Annotated in this window: 1 protein-coding gene; it reads right to left on the reverse strand. The window is 61.8% G+C overall.

Annotated features, from left to right (window positions below; all coding sequences use genetic code 11):
• A partial coding sequence (locus tag AC5RK6_RS06960; RefSeq protein ID WP_493926383.1) for an Ig-like domain-containing protein occupies positions 1 to 487 on the reverse strand: 487 nt, incomplete at both ends.

Here is a 487-nt window from a genome sequence, read left to right on the forward strand (position 1 = left end):
TCGTTCCACGCCGGGCAACCATTATTGGAAGCCGGTCCGGCAATGGTCGGGCACTGATCGGCATCTCCGGACACACCGTCCTGATCGGGATCAGGATCAGCAATGGTCACGGTAGCCGTGTCAAGGTCCTTGCCATTGGGGTCCTTGACCTTGACAACGATCTGGTCCTTATCCTTCGCGTTCGCGTTCGGGGTGACCGTAATCGAGCCGTCCTCGTTGAGCTTCGCGGTACCCGGACCGGTCACCTCAACAGTGGAACCAGCCGGAACCGGGCCGCCCGCATTGGGCAGCTGGGCAGGTTCGGTCGGCTTGGTGGTCGTGTCATTCCAGGCCGGGTTATTCGGGGCAATCACAGTCACCTTGGAGGTGTCCAGCGTCTTGCCGCCGTCCTTGATGGTCACCGGAATGTCGGTGCCGGGGGTCGCGCCTTCCGGAACCTTGACGGTGATATTGCCATCCTGGCCGATGGTGCAGCTCGCTCCGTTAC

Source organism: Actinotignum sp. usb-actsch-213 (genome assembly GCF_059085665.1).